The sequence below is a fragment of the Asanoa ferruginea genome, assembly GCF_003387075.1.
Taxonomy (GTDB): Bacteria; Actinomycetota; Actinomycetes; order Mycobacteriales; family Micromonosporaceae; genus Asanoa; species Asanoa ferruginea.
This window is the reverse complement of record NZ_QUMQ01000001.1, coordinates 7838159-7851094: the sequence shown is the minus strand read 5'-3', so window position 1 is coordinate 7851094 and position 12936 is coordinate 7838159. Positions and strand designations below refer to the sequence as shown.

14 protein-coding genes are annotated in these 12936 nt (G+C 70.9%); 9 read left to right on the top strand and 5 right to left on the bottom strand.

Annotation, left to right across the window (positions count from 1 at the left end):
* The first annotated feature begins 16 nt into the window (after positions 1-16).
* The 3 genes from DFJ67_RS36625 to DFJ67_RS44205 are packed head-to-tail and all read left to right on the top strand — an operon-like array spanning position 17 to position 1919.
* Positions 17-319, top strand: coding sequence for a hypothetical protein (locus tag DFJ67_RS36625; protein ID WP_116073470.1), 303 nt, complete (start codon positions 17-19; stop codon positions 317-319).
* Positions 316-1527 (top strand): amidase, encoded by a 1212-nt coding sequence (locus DFJ67_RS36620; protein ID WP_239097673.1) that lies wholly within the window; start codon positions 316-318, stop codon positions 1525-1527. Before DFJ67_RS36625 ends, DFJ67_RS36620 begins: the two co-directional genes overlap by 4 nt.
* Complete coding sequence (locus DFJ67_RS44205) at positions 1482-1919, top strand: amidase (RefSeq protein WP_239097674.1); 438 nt, start codon at positions 1482-1484, stop codon at positions 1917-1919. The genes DFJ67_RS36620 and DFJ67_RS44205 overlap by 46 nt, the downstream gene beginning before the upstream one ends.
* A gap of 47 nt (positions 1920-1966) precedes the next feature.
* Here DFJ67_RS44205 and DFJ67_RS36615 read toward each other — a convergent pair whose 3' ends face one another.
* Positions 1967-2590, bottom strand: a complete 624-nt coding sequence (locus tag DFJ67_RS36615) for a Pycsar system effector family protein (protein ID WP_147315755.1) — start codon at positions 2588-2590, stop codon at positions 1967-1969.
* A 22-nt stretch (positions 2591-2612) separates the two neighbouring features.
* On the bottom strand, positions 2613-3218 hold the full coding sequence (locus DFJ67_RS36610) for a TetR/AcrR family transcriptional regulator (RefSeq protein WP_116073466.1): 606 nt from the start codon (positions 3216-3218) through the stop codon (positions 2613-2615).
* Between the two features lie 54 nt (positions 3219-3272).
* Between DFJ67_RS36610 and DFJ67_RS36605 the strand changes: the two genes are divergently transcribed.
* Complete coding sequence (locus DFJ67_RS36605) at positions 3273-4028, top strand: MBL fold metallo-hydrolase (RefSeq protein WP_116073464.1); 756 nt, start codon at positions 3273-3275, stop codon at positions 4026-4028.
* Here DFJ67_RS36605 and DFJ67_RS36600 read toward each other — a convergent pair.
* Together DFJ67_RS36600 and DFJ67_RS36595 are read right to left on the bottom strand one after the other, a co-directional pair.
* Positions 4025-5014, bottom strand: a complete 990-nt coding sequence (locus DFJ67_RS36600; protein ID WP_116069771.1) for an IS481 family transposase — start codon at positions 5012-5014, stop codon at positions 4025-4027. The genes DFJ67_RS36605 and DFJ67_RS36600 overlap by 4 nt on opposite strands.
* A gap of 122 nt (positions 5015-5136) precedes the next feature.
* Positions 5137-5922 (bottom strand): helix-turn-helix domain-containing protein, encoded by a 786-nt coding sequence (locus tag DFJ67_RS36595; protein WP_116077076.1) that lies wholly within the window; start codon positions 5920-5922, stop codon positions 5137-5139.
* A 117-nt stretch (positions 5923-6039) separates the two neighbouring features.
* Between DFJ67_RS36595 and DFJ67_RS36590 the strand changes: the two genes are divergently transcribed.
* The 5 genes from DFJ67_RS36590 to DFJ67_RS36570 all read left to right on the top strand — a co-directional run bounded on the left by DFJ67_RS36590 (position 6040) and on the right by DFJ67_RS36570 (position 11481).
* On the top strand, positions 6040-6408 hold the full coding sequence (locus DFJ67_RS36590; protein WP_116077074.1) for a nuclear transport factor 2 family protein: 369 nt from the start codon (positions 6040-6042) through the stop codon (positions 6406-6408).
* Between the two features lie 20 nt (positions 6409-6428).
* On the top strand, positions 6429-6986 hold the full coding sequence (locus tag DFJ67_RS36585) for a dihydrofolate reductase family protein (protein WP_116073462.1): 558 nt from the start codon (positions 6429-6431) through the stop codon (positions 6984-6986).
* A 44-nt stretch (positions 6987-7030) separates the two neighbouring features.
* Entirely contained in the window at positions 7031-7795 is a 765-nt protein-coding gene (locus tag DFJ67_RS36580) for a hypothetical protein (protein ID WP_116073460.1), read from the top strand.
* A 64-nt stretch (positions 7796-7859) separates the two neighbouring features.
* Complete coding sequence (locus DFJ67_RS36575) at positions 7860-9944, top strand: hypothetical protein (protein WP_116073458.1); 2085 nt, start codon at positions 7860-7862, stop codon at positions 9942-9944.
* Between the two features lie 7 nt (positions 9945-9951).
* Positions 9952-11481, top strand: coding sequence for a hypothetical protein (locus DFJ67_RS36570; protein ID WP_147315754.1), 1530 nt, complete (start codon positions 9952-9954; stop codon positions 11479-11481).
* On the opposite strand, the gene DFJ67_RS36565 is transcribed toward DFJ67_RS36570, so the two are convergent.
* Entirely contained in the window at positions 11478-12833 is a 1356-nt protein-coding gene (locus DFJ67_RS36565; protein WP_170216140.1) for an MFS transporter, read from the bottom strand. The two genes, DFJ67_RS36570 and DFJ67_RS36565, sit on opposite strands and share 4 nt — an antisense overlap.
* Between the last annotated feature and the right edge of the window lie 103 nt (positions 12834-12936).

The window sequence follows — 12936 nt, the reverse complement described above, 5'->3', positions numbered from 1 at the left end:
GCTGCAAGGAGTGCCCATGGCGCCCACCCCGCCGACCGACGCCGAGCTGGATGTCTTCATCCGGGCCCGGCTCGCCTCCCTCGGGATCGACCTGGACCAGCTACCCGCCGGCACCGCCGCCGACCCGGAGACCGGCACCCCCGGCCGGGACTCCGTGCTCGCCTCGCTGCGGTCTTTCGTCCGCGGCACCATCGGGACGATCGCCGCCTACCAGCTCCCGGCCCCCGAAGGAACCGACCCGGTCGTCGCCCGGGCGTTGTCGCAGCAGCCGGCACCGCTGCTCTACCCCTCGATCAGCACGCATTGGCGGCAGTCATGACCATCGAACAGCCGGCCGACCTGGCCGTCGACCGCCGGGCCTTCCTCGTCCGCGCCGCGGCCCTCGCGGCCGTCACCACCGCCGGCGCCGTGGCGCTGCCGGCCGTCGCCGCCGCGACCGGAAAGCATCAGCCCGCCCTCGACACGTCCAACGCCTACGTCAAGCCCCGGCCGGAGGCGCTCGCCGACCCGACCGAGCTCACCGTCGCCGAGGCCGCCTGGCTGATCCGCGAGCGCCGGCTGCGGCCGGAAGACCTGCTCGAGGCCTACCTGGCCCGGATCGCCGCGTTCGACGGCACGTACCAGGCGTTCAATGTGGTCTTGATCGACCAGGCGCGACAAGCCGCGCGTCGCCGTCCCGGGCGCGGTCCGCTGCATGGCATCCCGCTGGCCATCAAGGACAACTACTACACCGAGGGGGTACGCACGACCGCCAACTCCTACCTCTTCCAGGACTTCGTGCCGCCGTTCGACGCGACCGCCGTGGCAAAGCTCAAGGCGGCCGGCGCGATCGTGCTGGGCAAGACCCAGATGGGTCCGCTCGCCACCACCCGGGCGACCACTCCGGACGGTGTCGTCACCACGGTCAACGCGTGGACGCCGACCAACCCCAACACCGACCCCGGCGGTTCGTCGACGGGCACGGCGACCGCGGTCGCTGGCCGGATGGCGACGGCGGGCACCGGCACGCAGACCGGCGGCTCGATCACCGCGCCGTCGAACGCGCAGAACCTGACCGGCATCAAGCCGACGATGGGCCGGGTGTCGTTGCACGGGATCATCCCGCTCAGCTACACCCGCGACCACCCCGGCACGCTGGCCCGCGACGCCAAGGACGCGGCGATCATGCTGACCGCGATGGCGGGGGAGGACCCGGACGATCCGCGTACCCAGGGATTGCCCGATGTTCCGAACCTGATCGACGCGGCCACGCCGGTCTACCATCGCGGCAAGCTCAAGCTGCGCTGGAACACCCGGATCGGCGTCACGCCGGGGTTCGCGACCGGCACGTCGGCGACGGCGCTGGCCCGACAGGCCTACCTGGCGAAGTTGGCGGCGATCCCGGGTGTGACGCTGGTCGACGTGCCGCTGCCCGACGAGTGGGACCTGCTCCCGGCAACACGTTCAACAACGTGCGGCTGCCGGAACGCAGCGAGCCGTTCATGCCCTACCTGCGCGGTGACTTGCGCGGCTTCGGCGTCTCGCTGACCGCGTGGCTGCAGGGCGCGCTGTTCGGCGGCAACGAGTTCCTGACCGGGCAGCGGGCCAAACTGCTGTTGCTCGACCGCGTGCTGGAGCAGACCTTCGACAAGTGCGACGTCGTGGTGCAGACCGGCCCGGTCGGCTTCGACATCCTCGGCCTGCCGGAGATCGCGTTCCCGATCGGCTTCAGCGCGGCCGGCGTCCCGATCGGCACGATTCTCGGCGGCCTGCCCTATGGCGAGGACCGGCTGCTCTCGATCGCGGCGGCCTACCAGGCGGTGACCGACTGGCACCACCGCCGGCCGGCCGACCCGCCGGCGGCGAGTGCCGGCGCCCGCGCCGCCGGGGCCGCACCGGTCCGCCTCACCGCCGACGAGGTGGCGCTGCTGACCCAGTGACGACGCTGACCCGGGTCGCAACCGCGGCCCGGGTCAGCGCGGCACGGTCACAGCTGGGTGCGGATAACGACGCTTGCGGCGGCCGCAGTCATGGCGATGACGGTCACGGCGGTAAGCATCCAGCCGACGTTGACCAGCCGGTGCTTTCGCAGCACCACGCGGGACAAGCCGACGACGTTATAGGTGAGCGAGTCGAACTCCATCCGTGGATTTGCGGTGCGGAGCAGATCGACCGTGGGTCCGAACTGGAGTGAGGCAATGTGCCCGAAATACCAGACCGCCTCGCGCTTGTACGTCTTCGGCTCCTGCGGATGGACGTCCAGCCGAGCGAAGTCCAACCGGATGTTGTGTCGATGCCGGGAAAGAAGCCCCGCTGAGGCATAACCGACCGCGCCGCAGAATGCTATGACGGCAACAGTCACGAAGAACCAGGTTTCGGCGCCAGCGTTCACACCGAACTGGTGCAAGCCGGTCGGGTTGCTGGAGACGATGCCGAACAAGATCGTGGCGAATGCCCCGTTGGCTGTCAGCAGTAGCTGTGCCTTCTTCTCCGCGGTCTTGTACCAATCGATGACCATGTCATAGACACGGCGGGCGTAGTCGAGACCATCCACCTGTGGATCCTGTGGAGCGGCAGCATCGGGGGGAGCTTGGTCATTGACGACCGTCATGACCTCAAAGTATCTGCCGCTATCAAACCTTTGGTCGCTCGGCGGCAGGCTCCACTCGATCGCCCACGTCGATGAGATCCGTCACGAGCGACACCGCGGTTTCGGCCGCGCGGGTGCCGCCGGGGTGGGCGGCCGCGCTGTGCAGGCCCTCGATGATCAGCCAGATCCGGTCGGCCAGCACGTAGGGCCGGGCGGGGGCCAACTCGGCCACCAGGACGTCGATCTCGGCGCGGGTGTCGCGGAGGTGGGCCGTGGCGATCTTGCCCGCCGGGTCGGTGTGGTCGGCGAACTCGGCCAGATAGTTGCGAAAAGGGCAACCACGGTAGTTGGGCTTGCCGACGGTGTCGGCCGTGGCTCGCACCAGGGCGACGAGCCGGGTCGCGGCGTCGCCGGTCACCCCCCGCGTCGCGGCCGCGATCTCCTGCTGCCAGGTCTCCCGCGACCGCCGCAGATAGCCCGCGACCAGGTCGTTCTTGCTCGGGAACTCCCGGTAGAGCACGTTCTTGCCGCACCCGGCGGCATCGATGATCTGCTGCATCCCGACCGCCCGCACACCGTGGTCGTAGAACAGCCTCGCCGCCGTGTCGAGGATCCGGTCGCGGGTGCCGGCGGCTGCCTTGCGCGCCAACTCACACCTCCGCCGGGACTATAACGGACCGAGCGGTCCGCTATGGTTCGGGTCATGAACAAGCTCTCGGTGCGGACCATCGGCGGACCCACGGCCGTCCTCGACTACGCGGGGGCGCGACTCGTGCTGGACCCGACGTTCGACGCACCGGGGACCTACCAGAACGGCCCGGTGACCGCGCGGAAGCTGACCGGCCCGGCCGTCAGCCAGGACGACATCGGCCCGGTCGACGCCGTGCTCGTGTCACACGAGCACCACATCGACAACCTCGACCGCGCCGGCCGCGACTACGCGCGCCGCGCCCGCCGGGTGCTCACCACCGCGGCCGCCGCCGCCAAGCTGGGCCCGCAGTCGATCGCGCTCCGGCCGTTCGAGCAGGCCATGGTCGGCACCATCCGGGTCACCGGCGTCCCGGCGTTGCACGGCTCGCCGGAGATCGGCCTGGCCAACGGCCCGGTGCTCGGCTTCGTCCTCGAGGCCGAGGGCTGGCCCACGGTCTACGCCAGCGGCGACAACGCCTCGCTCGACGTGGTGGCCATCATCGCCGAGCGGTTCCCGGCGATCGAGGTCGCGATCCTCTTCGTGGGCGCGGCACACATCCCGGTCCGCGGCGACGCCTTCCTGACCCTGACCGCCGAGTCGGCCGCCCGCGCGGCTGCGCTGCTGGGCGCCCGGGCCGTGGTCGCGGTGCACCAGGACGGCTGGGCCCACCTCACCGAAGGCCCCGAAGACGTCGTGCTCGCCTTCGAGAAGGCGGGCCTGAGCGAGGTTCTCGTCGACCTCCGGCCGGGCGACTCCGCCGAGATCTAGGTGTGCTGTCCAGCCAGGTTGGTAAGGCGGGTGATGGGTGGCTGGCCGCCGATCGCGGTGTGGGGTCGGTGGTGATTGTAGAAGTGCAGCCATCGGGGTAGGGCCGCGCGGCGGTGGTGTTCGGTGGGGTAGAACCGATCGATCGCCCAGGCGTTAAGGGTGCGGTGGAACCGTTCGATCTTGCCGTTGGTCTGGGGCCGGTAGGGGCGGGTCTTCTTGACGGTGATGCCGAGCTGGGTGCAGGTCTCGCGCCAGAGGCGGGAGCGGTAGGCCGAGCCGTTGTCGGACAGCACCCTTTGCACTCGGACGCCGCGGGCGGCGAACCAAGCCACTGCGCGGGTCAAGACTGCAGCTGCGGTTATGGCGGTCTCGTCGTTGTGGATTTCGGCGTAGGCGACGCGGGAGTGGTCGTCGATGACGGTGTGGACGTGGGCGGTGCCCATCTTCGGGTTGCGGTAGGCGCTGCGGGGCTTGCCGGTGGTCGCGGCGCGGTGTCGCTTGCCTTGGACGCGGCCGACGTATCGCCAGCCGCCGCCGTCGGGGATGTTGCCGAGTTTCTTGACGTCGACGTGGATCAGGGCGCCCGCGGTGTCGTGTTCGTAGCGGCGGATCGGTTCACCGGTGCGTCGATCGATGTGGGAGAGCCGGTTGATCCGGGCACGGACCAGGACCGCGTGCACGGTGGAGGCGGCCATCCCGAGACGGGCGGCGATCGCGACAGGGCCGAGTCGGTGCCGCCACCGCAAGTACACGATCTTGCGGACCAGGTCGCGGCGGGTGCGGGTCGGGGTGTGGAGTGGGCGGCTGGACCGGTCCTGCATACCCGCGGCTCCCATCGCGAGATACCGGTCGACCCACCGTTTCGCGGTGCGGTAGGAGACATCGAATCGGCGGGAGGCCGCGGAGACCGTCCAGCGCTCATCGACGACCAGGCGGGCGAGTTTGAGGCGTGCTTTCGGGGTCAGGGCTGCGTTAGCGTGTGCCACGAGGCCTCCAGGTCAGGTGAAGCGGTTCTTCGACAGCTCCACTTCACGACCGGAGGCCTCACCCTTTCAAGACCTAGATCGTCTCGTCACACAACCTTGACCAACCTCCCTGGACAGCACATCTAGGCCAGCGCGCGCAAGGTTTCGGCCGTTGCCGGGTCGGCTGGGAAGAACGCCTCGATCGCCAGCCCGGCCACCGTCACGTCGAGCGGGGTGCCGAACAGGGTGGTCGTGCTGAAGAACGACAGCACCTGGCCCTCGTGGCGGTAGCGCAGCGGGACGACCACACTCGACACCGCGTCGTTGATGGGTGCCGCCGGCCCAGCGCCGCCGGGATAGGTGCGCAGCTCGTCGAGTAGCTCGTACAACATCGGGTCGTTGGTTGTCAGCGCCTGCTGGCGCAAGCGGTTGAGCAGGTGCGCCCGCCACTCCGGCAGGTTGTGGATGCGCGGTGCCATGCCGTCGGGATGCAGGCTGAGCCGCAACACGTTGACCGGCGCGCCCAACAGCTCGGGAGCGGCGCCGGCGGTGAACACGGCCAGCGCGGGGTTCGCATCGACGAGCTGCCAGTGCCGATCGACAACCGCTGCCGGGTACGGGCTGTGCCCGTCGAGAATCTGGCGCAGCGCGGCGCGTACCGGTGCCAGTTCCGGGTCTCCGAGCTCGTGGCGCGGATAGGCGGGCGCGTGGCCACCGGCGAGCAGCATCGTGTTGCGGTCGGCCAGCGGCACGTCGAGCTGCTCGGCCAGCCGCAGGATCAGCTCCGGGCTCGGGCGCGAGCGGCCCGTCTCCACGAAGCTCAGGTGCCGGGTCGAGACACCCACCTCGATCGACAGGTCGAGCTGGCTCATCCGGCGGCTGCGGCGCCAGTCGCGGAGCAGCTCACCGACCGTGGTCGTTGTCGTCACCACACCGACCCTAATGACCGGGCCCGCGCACCGGCCATTACCTGCGAGGTAATCGACAGCATGCCCGGGCCGCCGGAAACATCTGTCCCGTCAGCACGACGAGACGAGGAGAAAATGATGGCAACGACATTCGACGACCTGGCCGAGCGCTACATCGCGATCTGGAACGAGACCGACCCCGCGAAGCGGCGCCAGGGCATCGACGAGCTGTGGGCGCCCGACGCCCGCTACGTCGACCCGCTGGCCGTCGCCGAGGGGCGCGACGCGATCGACGCGACCATCGCCGCGGTGCAGGGCCAGTTTCCGGGCATGACGTTCCGGTTGGCCGGCCCGGTCGACGGGCACCACAACCAGGCCCGGTTCACCTGGGAGCTCGGCCCGGACGGCGTCGAGGCACCGATCGTCGGCTTCGACGTGGCGACCACCGACGGCGACGGGCGGCTGAGCCAGGTGCTCGGCTTCCTCGACCGGGTGCCGACCGCGTAGGCCGGTGGCAGGATTGGCCGATGGCCAACCTGATCTACTCGGCGATCGCCTCACTCGACGGCTTCACCGCCGACGAGAAAGGTGGGTTCGACTGGGCGGCGCCCGACGAAGAGGTGCACGCGTTCGTCAACGATCGCGAACGGGTGGTCGGCACCTACCTTTACGGGCGCCGGATGTACGAGACGATGGTCTACTGGGAGACCGCGTCCACCGGCGACGAGCAGACTGCCGTGCTGCGTGACTACGCACGGATCTGGCAGGCGGCCGACAAGGTCGTCTACTCGTCGACATTAGACGCGGTTCCCAGTGCCCGGACCCGGACCGAGCGTGAGTTCAACCCCGATGTCGTACGCCGGATGAAGGCCACCGCGACCGCGGACATCTCCGTCGGCGGTCCCGGGCTGGCCGCGCACGCCCTCGCGGCCGGCCTCGTCGACGAGCTCGCGCTGTTCCTCAACCCGGTCGTGGTGGGCGGCGGCACCCGAGCGTTGCCGGCTGGACGCCGCTTCGATCTGCGCCTGCTCGACGAGCACCGCTTCACCAACGGCGTCGTCTATCTGCGCTACCAGGTCGGCTAGCCCGGGGCAGCGCCGGTGCGGTGGTGGGTGTTTCACTACCCATCATGTCGACCTCGCGCCCAACCTTGCTCGCGCTCGGCCTTGCCGGTGTGCTGGCCGTCACGGCCGCGTGCACCGGCACGAGCGAGGCCACCCGCCCGCGTGCTGTGGCGAGCAGCGCGGCGCCGTCGCCCACGGCGGACACAGCGCGGGGCGACCTGCTCGAGGCGTTGAAACGGTCGACGGGCGTGACGCACACCTACGCGGTGCGGGCCGACCTTCCCGAGGGGCAGAAGGTCAAGGGAGACGGCGCACTCGACCTGAAGGGGCGGCGCCACCAGGCGCGGATGACCGTCACCGGCAAGGACGCCGGCACGCCCAGCCGGATCGTGATCGGCACGGATGCCTACCAACGGTCGTCCGCCAAGTCCGAGTGGGTCCACCTCGACCTGAAGCGGATCGCGCCCGACAACTCCCTCCTGCGCTTCGACTGGAACGACCCGACCGGCCTCAAGGCGTTCACCGAGTCGATCGACCGGGTGCAGCGCACCGGCGCGCACACCTACACGGGCAAGTTCGACCCCGACGCCGCCCTCGACGAGCCGTTCCTGCCGATCGGAGCGCCGAGCCTCTGGGCGCTCGGCCTGCCGATGTCGCCCTTCACCGTCACGACCGACGACCAGGGCTGGGTGACCTCCATCGTGGTGGAGCTGTCACCGCGCGACAAGCCGAAGCTGCGGATGACCACGACACTGAGCGGCCACGGAAAGCCCTTGAAGATCAGTCGGCCGGCGCACTTCGGCGAGGCCGACGAGCTCTACTACAACTAATTGGTAGCTGTCTCTTCCGGGGTCGCATACGTTGACGGGAGACGTGGCGAAGGCGAGGCCAGGGATGCGGGTCGCGGGGAGGCTCAACGGCACGCCGGAGCCGGCCGGCCGGACCGAGCCCTTCCGCGACCTGCGCGCCCTGATCGAGACGCTGCCGGTGCCGTCGGCGCCGCCGACCTACACCCAGCGGGAGGCGGCGCTCGGGCTCGCGCTGATGGACCTCTCGCTGAGGCTCGAGCACGTGCCGCGGGTGGCCGAGCACCTCACGCTGATCGACCGCGGCCACATGACCCGCTCGGTCAGCGTCGACGTCGACCTCCAGGCGATCGCGGGCACCCAACGCCGGCGGATCATGGCGCCGGCCGACAGCCGGCGCGGCACGGCACTGTGGATTCCGGTGTCCCGCTACAGCCGCAGCGACCTCGCGCCGGTCGTGGTCAAAGACTCGACGGGCGTGGTCGTGCCGCGGTTCACCCACCGCGACTCCAACCGGGTGACCGCGGCGGCGTTCGTCCGGCTGCTCTCGATGCTGATCGACGCGCACCGCGACGTCACCGTCCGCGACACGGTCGTCCACAAGCTGCGGCACAGCCACCAGCGGTCGCGCTGGCTCGTCGAGGCGGCGATCGCCGAACTCGTCACCGCCGGTTCGCTACCCGAGACCGGGATCCGCACACCGTTCGACTACGCGCTGGTGCCGCCCGCCGAAACCGGACCCGGGCGTGAGGTCGATGCCCGCGCGATCCGCGACCTCGCGCTCGCCGGCATCGATGAGCTGTGGCCGGTCGACGGCCGCACTGGCATCCGGCTGCCGTTCGCCCACCTCCTCGGGCTGGCGTGCAGCCAGTTCATGCTCGTCGTGCTGCTCGACGCGGCCCATCCGCGGCGGTTCCTGAGCTGGGACGCGCCGCTGCTGCCGGCCCGCCGGCCGCGTGCGCCGGTGCAGCGGCTCGTGCAGAGCGTGCTGCCGGTCAACCGCGAGTTCGTCGTCGAATACGAGACCGCCATCCCGCGTTCGGTCGGCGCCTACCACCTCACGGTCGAGGTCAACGAAGAGGTGAGCGTCCGCCGGTTCGTGATGTCGAGCGACGTCGACGACGACTTCGTGCAGACGCTGACCCAAGACGTGGAGATGCTCGCCGAGGCCAGCGCCGAGCAGGCGCCACACCGCAAGCTGCTCGAGCTCGAACTCCAGGGCATCGCGTCCCGGCTGGCCGAGATCGGCCGGCGGCGGCTGACCGACCTGAGCAACTACCGGCGCTACATCTCCGAACGCCGCGCCACCGTGCCGGCCAACGGGCCGGCCAGCATGACCAGCGACGAGGTGGTCGCCGCGCTGGGCCGGGGTGACTGCTCCGTGCCGGTCCTGGCGGCCTTCGCGGCGCACTACTCGGCCGACGGCATGCGCCACCTCGCCCGCAGCCCGCTCGCCGGCGAAGCGCTGCGGCCGCTGGCCGCCGGCATCCGTCACCACCAGCTCGGCCACGACATCACCACCGACAACGACCCACGCGAACACGGCGCCCACGCGCACTGGCGGCGCCCCAACCTCGACCTGAGTCCACACTCGACCGAGCCGGTCCGGGCCGTCGCCTACCTCTCGCTTGCCGACGAGGCGCCGGCGCTGATAGAGAACATCACCCGCGTGGTGGTCGGTCTCGCCCTGGTCGTGCTCGGCATCGGCACGCTGCTGACCGGCGGCCTCCAATGGCTCTACTCCAGCCGGGTCACCCCCGACTCGATACCGCAACAGGCCGACGCCGTCGTGGCGGTGCTGCTGCTCGTCCCCGGCCTGCTGATCGCCCGGCTCGACCTGCCCAGCACCCACTCGGTGCTCGGCCAGCTACGCCAGTTCCAGCGCTCCCTCGCGATCGCGTCCGTCGTCGTGACGACGGGGCTGGCCATCGCCGCCGGCGCCGTGCACACCGACCACGCCATCACCCGCGCGTTCCAGGCCGGCCTCGCGGTGCTGGGCTTCATCCTGTTGTGCTGCCTGATCGAGTTCGTCGCGCGCCGGGCCCGCCGCCGCAGCCCCGTCCCCCGTTGTGCCCGCCTGCCGCACTGGCTCTCGGTGACCGAACGCCGACCGGGACGGCCGCGCCGGCCACGCGCCCCGGACGCCGTCTTCGACGCACGTGGTGAGGTGTGACATGGCGATGCCCACGACCAGGTCGTCGGAGCTGGCGCGGATCGCGGCCGAGGCGGCCGGTGCCGACACGTCCTCGGTGCGGCTACGGCTGATCCACGGGCCGGCCGGCTTCTCGCCCGACGGGCTGACCAAACCGATCCCCGCGTTCGAGCCGCCGCTGCACGACCTCGCGCAGTGGCCGAGCGACTTCTGGCTGTTCTCCGTCGCCGGTCTCGCGATGGCGGTGTGCGCGTGGCCGACGCCGGCGACGGTGTTCACCGAGCCCTTCGAGGTGGGTGGGCCGCGGCCGACAGACCGACCCGACACTTTCGCGTACGACGGATTCTCGGTCCCCAACCCCGGCTTCCTCAACGAGCCCAACCGCCGGATCGACGCGCTGCTCACCCTCAACAGCACCCACTGGGCACCGTCCTATCGCGACTGTCTGATCAACGGCGTGGTGCTCTCCCAGATCTGCCAGCTCGCCGTCGAGCGCGGGCACGGCCCGATCGTGCACCTGCACACCCCGGTAGCGCCGTTCATCGACCAGCAGGTCTCGGCCCGCGGCGACGGGTCCCACGAGCGCTTGCGCGACGCGGTCGGCCCGTGCATACGGCTGTCGGTGGCGGTCAGCCCGCACGAGCCGACCGCGCGGTTCGACTTCGAGCAGGGCCTGGTCGCGCTCGCCGAGGAGTACGGCCTCGGCCTGAAGCTCAACGACCGCCGCTTCAACCGGGCGCCCGGCGAGTGGTTCTCGATCCGCGGCTTCGACCGAGAGCGCTATCGCCAGGTGCGCGCCCGGATGTTCCCGGACACGCCGATGCACCTGCCCAAACACGCCATGCTCGCCACGGTGATGGGCCCGGCCCGGCTGGGCATGGCCGCCGACGTGATCGCCCGCATCCGCGCCAACGGCGTCGGCGTCCTGGCCGCGGCCGTGTCCAGCGTGCGCAAGGTCGGTTTCATCAACCTGGTGCTACCCCTCGGCGAGGGCGCCGACCTGGGCACGCCGGCCTGGTCGGGCCCGTGGGACGACGGGGTCAAGCTGATCGCCGAACGCTGCCGCAGCTACGACGCCGACGGGGCCGACCACGGCGACCACGGCGCGTTCGCCGGCTTCAAGGTGGCGCTGAGCCAGCCGATGCAATGCTCCTATCCGCAGTCGAGCCGGCGGACGGGTGCGTCGGTGACGGGCCGCGTTCCCTATCCGTTGTGGTTGCGCTGGGACCTGCCCAACCGCACGGTCGGGTCGCCGCTGCTGCTCACGATGGTGCGGGAGAACCTCGGGCTCTACGCCGAGCACACGGAGGTCGCCTACGCCCAGGCGCGGGTGGGCCGGGGTGACGTGGTCCGCGGGCGGGCCAAGCTGGTGGTGCTGCTGGCACAGCCGCCGCGCGACGTCGCCGACGCGCAGGCGGTGCTCAATGAGGTGGCCGAGCGGGTCCAGGAGCGCACTCTGGAGCAGCTTTCGGACATGCGGCTGGTCGGGCCGGGCGGGGTCCGATTGCGGCTGTCGCCGCGCGAGCGATGGCTGACCTACACCGGCATATCGGCTTAGGCGCGGTCGGTGGCGGGCTCGGCCGCGGGCTCGACGGCCGGCTCGACGGCGGTGCCGGCGGCGGACCCGGCGGTGGGCTCGACTGTGGGTTCGGCGGTGCCGGCGGTTGGCTCGGCGGTGGCTCCGGCGGTGGGCTCGACGGCCGGCACGGCGGTCGGCAGGGCCACCGGCGGCACGACCAGGAGGCAGAGGAGTGCGGCCGCGCCGACCGTCGTACACGAGGCGATCGTGATGGTTAGAACGCTGCCGTGCCCGGCGACCAGAGGGCCGGCGACCGCGCCGGCCAGCATCGCCACGGCCTCGCCGCTGAAGAAGACCGCACTTACCCGGCCTAGCACCGCGTTGGGGATCACCCGTTGCAGGGTGGTCGCCGGCAGCACCAGGATGATCGGCCCGGCGACGCCGATGAGCACCGCCGCGGGCAGGGCGCCGGCAAGTGTTTCGGCGCCGAAGAGGAGGAAGAAGCCCACGCAGGTGGCCGCCAGCGCCCCGGTCAGCAGCAGCTTCGGTTGCGTGCGGTCGGCGAGCAGCCGCAGGGCCGGCGCGCCGAGCAGGAAGCCCACCCCCAGAGCCGACACCACGAAACCGACCGCCTGTTGCCCGCCCCAGTGGGTGATGCCGAACGGCACCAGCAGCGCGCTCAGCGCCGCGTTCGACGCCACGAAGAGCACCGTGATCGGCAGCAGCGCCCGGGCGATCGGCTCGCGGCGCAGTGCCCGGAAGCCCTCCCGGAGATCGTCGGCGACCTGCCGGAGCGACGCCGCCGACCGCTCGGCCGTCGCCGCCACCCGCGTCATCAGCAGGATCGTTACCCCGGACAGCAGGTAGCTCGCCACGTCGATCAACACCAGGGCCGGGAACCCGAAGAGCACCAGCAGCGCGGCGCCGAGCGGGCCGCCGATCAGCCGCATCACGCCGTCGCTCAGCGTGTTCAGCGAGTTGGCCGCCGTCAGGTCCCGGCCGGTTCCCACGACGATCGGCGTGTGCGCCTGCGCGGCCGGCCGGAAGAACAGCGATCCGGTGCTCTCCAGGGCGAGGGCGAGATACACGATCCAGATCTGGTCAGGGGTACGCGCCAGCAGCAGCAACGCGACCGCCACCGCCCGGAACAGGTCGGCCGCGACCAGCACCGTTCGGCGGTCCCACCGGTCGACGAAGACGCCCGCCACCTGCCCGAACAGCAGCACCGGCAGGAACTCGGCGGCCAGCGTCAGGCCGGCGGCCATCAGCGAGCCGGTCAGCGCGAAGACGTGTGCCGGCACCGCGATCAGCAGCAGCCACGAGCCGAGGGAGCTGACCACCCGGGCTGTCCAGAGCAGCCGGAAGTCGCGCAGGCGCAGCACCTGGAACACCTGGCCTCCGACTTGCTGGACAGCTATTGGCCAGGAACTGACCTGGCAGGTGAGCGGCCGTCCGGCCCATTCTCGCCGCATCGATTCGCGCACCCGGAGGTGT

Excerpts from the sequence above, each read along its gene's own strand:
- DFJ67_RS36625 (WP_116073470.1), top strand. The coding sequence starts at position 17 with ATGGCGCCCACCCCGCCGACCGACGCCGAGCTGGATGTCTTCATCCGG.
- DFJ67_RS36620 (WP_239097673.1), top strand. The coding sequence starts at position 316 with ATGACCATCGAACAGCCGGCCGACCTGGCCGTCGACCGCCGGGCCTTC.
- DFJ67_RS44205 (WP_239097674.1), top strand. The coding sequence starts at position 1,482 with ATGCCCTACCTGCGCGGTGACTTGCGCGGCTTCGGCGTCTCGCTGACC.
- DFJ67_RS36615 (WP_147315755.1), bottom strand. The coding sequence starts at position 2,590 with ATGACGGTCGTCAATGACCAAGCTCCCCCCGATGCTGCCGCTCCACAG.
- DFJ67_RS36605 (WP_116073464.1), top strand. The coding sequence starts at position 3,273 with ATGAACAAGCTCTCGGTGCGGACCATCGGCGGACCCACGGCCGTCCTC.
- DFJ67_RS36590 (WP_116077074.1), top strand. The coding sequence starts at position 6,040 with ATGGCAACGACATTCGACGACCTGGCCGAGCGCTACATCGCGATCTGG.
- DFJ67_RS36585 (WP_116073462.1), top strand. The coding sequence starts at position 6,429 with ATGGCCAACCTGATCTACTCGGCGATCGCCTCACTCGACGGCTTCACC.
- DFJ67_RS36580 (WP_116073460.1), top strand. The coding sequence starts at position 7,031 with ATGTCGACCTCGCGCCCAACCTTGCTCGCGCTCGGCCTTGCCGGTGTG.
- DFJ67_RS36575 (WP_116073458.1), top strand. The coding sequence starts at position 7,860 with ATGCGGGTCGCGGGGAGGCTCAACGGCACGCCGGAGCCGGCCGGCCGG.
- DFJ67_RS36570 (WP_147315754.1), top strand. The coding sequence starts at position 9,952 with ATGCCCACGACCAGGTCGTCGGAGCTGGCGCGGATCGCGGCCGAGGCG.